This is a genomic window from Verrucosispora sp. SN26_14.1 (assembly GCF_004307965.1).
Lineage (GTDB): Bacteria > Actinomycetota > Actinomycetes > Mycobacteriales > Micromonosporaceae > Micromonospora.
Map to the genome: position 1 here is coordinate 1 of NZ_SISL01000692.1, position 2,147 is coordinate 2,147.

Consider the following 2,147-nt stretch of genomic DNA (forward strand, 5'->3'; position numbering starts at 1 on the left):
GCCGGCACGGGCGGGCGGGCCGGTCGACGGCGAGGGCCCCGCCTCGACCCGGATCATCCAGGTCGGGGCGGGGCCCGTCGTCGTCAGCAGCGGGTCACTTACCGCCGGCGAGCTTCTCCCGCAGAGCGGCGAGCGCCTCGTCGGTGGCCAGGGTGCCCGCAGGCTCCTCGGCCTGACGGCTGGGTGCCGCGCTGGTCGAGGTGGTGGTGCCGGTCGGGGCGGGCTGCGGGTTGGCAGCGGCCTCGGCCTCGGCGGCCCGAGAGGTCTGCACCTGCTTCTGGTGCGCCTCCCAGCGCTGCCGCGCCTCGGCGTACTGGTTCTCCCAGGTCTCGCGCTGCTTGTCGTACCCCTCGAGCCACTCGCCCGTCTCCGGGTCGAAGCCCTCCGGGTAGATGTAGTTGCCCTCGTTGTCGTACGTGGCAGCCATGCCGTAGAGGGTGGGGTCGAAGTGCTCCTCGCCCTCGACGAAGCCCTCGTTGGCCTGCTTGAGCGACAGCGAGATCCGGCGACGCTCCAGGTCGATGTCGATGACCTTGACCATGACCTCGGAGCCGACCTGCACGACCTGCTCGGGGATCTCCACGTGGCGCTCGGCCAGCTCGGAGATGTGCACCAGACCCTCGATGCCGTCGTCGACGCGGACGAACGCACCGAACGGCACGAGCTTGGTGACCTTACCCGGCACGATCTGCTGGATCGCGTGGGTGCGGGCGAACTGCCGCCACGGGTCCTCCTGGGTCGCCTTCAGCGACAGCGAGACCCGCTCGCGGTCCAGGTCGACGTCCAGGACCTCGACCTCGACCTCCTGGCCCACCTCGACCACCTCGGAGGGGTGGTCGATGTGCTTCCAGGACAGCTCGGAGACGTGCACCAGACCGTCCACGCCGCCGAGGTCGACGAACGCGCCGAAGTTGACGATCGAGGAGACGACGCCCTTGCGGACCTGCCCCTTCTGGAGCTTGTTGAGGAACTCGGTGCGCACCTCGGACTGCGTCTGCTCCAGCCAGGCACGGCGGGACAGCACCACGTTGTTGCGGTTCTTGTCCAGCTCGATGATCTTGGCTTCGAGCTCACGGCCGACGTACGGCTGCAGGTCGCGCACACGCCGCATCTCGACCAGGGAGGCGGGCAGGAAGCCGCGCAGCCCGATGTCGAGGATGAGGCCACCCTTGACCACCTCGATGACCGAACCGCGGACGACACCGTCCTCGTCCTTGATCTTCTCGATCGTGCCCCAGGCCCGCTCGTACTGCGCCCGCTTCTTGGAGAGGATCAGCCGACCCTCCTTGTCCTCCTTCTGGAGGACCAGGGCCTCGATGTGGTCACCGACCGAGACGACCTCTGCCGGGTCCACGTCGTGCTTGATCGACAACTCACGAGAGGGGATGACGCCCTCGGTCTTGTAGCCGATGTCGAGCAGGACCTCGTCCCGATCGACCTTGACGACGGTGCCTTCGACAATGTCGCCGTCGTTGAAGTACTTGATGGTCTCGTCGATCGCGGCGAGGAAAGCTTCCTCAGAGCCGAGATCGTCGACGGTGACCTTGGTGGCGCTCGAGGGGGCCTCGATGCTGCTCGTCATGTGGGCGGTTGCTCCGGTCGGATGGTGTGTCACAGCAGGCTGGTGTCGCGGTGACCTGTGCGCGCCAACGGATCCGCCGGCGGACCCACCACCCGGAAATCGCTGAACGAGATCGTGATGTGACTCCGTCGACCGCGCACCTGCTCCCTGCCGAGGCACGCGATCCGCGAGCGCATCGTCTACCCTACCCGCTGCATTACCACAGCGTGCAAGCCCTCCCGTCTCCTCATCACCTCACCACCCGCGAAAGCGGAGATTTCGGCCAGCCGACACCACGACACCCCGGCCCACCGCCGCCCCACCCCCTCCCGACGCCCTAGCGTGAGCGGGTGAACGACGACAACCGGGTGACCCGGCGCCGGGTCGGCGACGCCGAGATCCGCCGCGCCAACCGCCACTGGTGGGACACCGACGCCGACGCCTACCAGGCCGAGCACGGGGCCTTCCTGGGTGACGTGGACTTCGTCTGGTGCCCGGAGGGGCTGCGCGAGGCCGACGCCCGGCTGCTCGGCGAGGTGGCCGGACGCCGGGTGCTGGAGGTCGGCTGCGGCGCGGCGTCCTGCGC

General features: G+C 68.8%; 1 protein-coding gene and 1 pseudogene. One reads left to right on the forward strand and one right to left on the reverse strand.

Features of this window, described 5'->3' with window-relative positions:
• Positions 1–94 precede the first annotated feature (94 nt).
• A complete protein-coding gene (rpsA, locus tag EYA84_RS30955; protein ID WP_117227135.1) occupies positions 95–1,582 on the reverse strand; it encodes a 30S ribosomal protein S1 in 1,488 nt (495 codons plus the stop codon).
• A gap of 329 nt (positions 1,583–1,911) precedes the next feature.
• Between rpsA and EYA84_RS30960 the strand changes: the two are divergent.
• Positions 1,912–2,147 (forward strand): annotated as a pseudogene (locus tag EYA84_RS30960) (SAM-dependent methyltransferase); the annotation flags it as partial.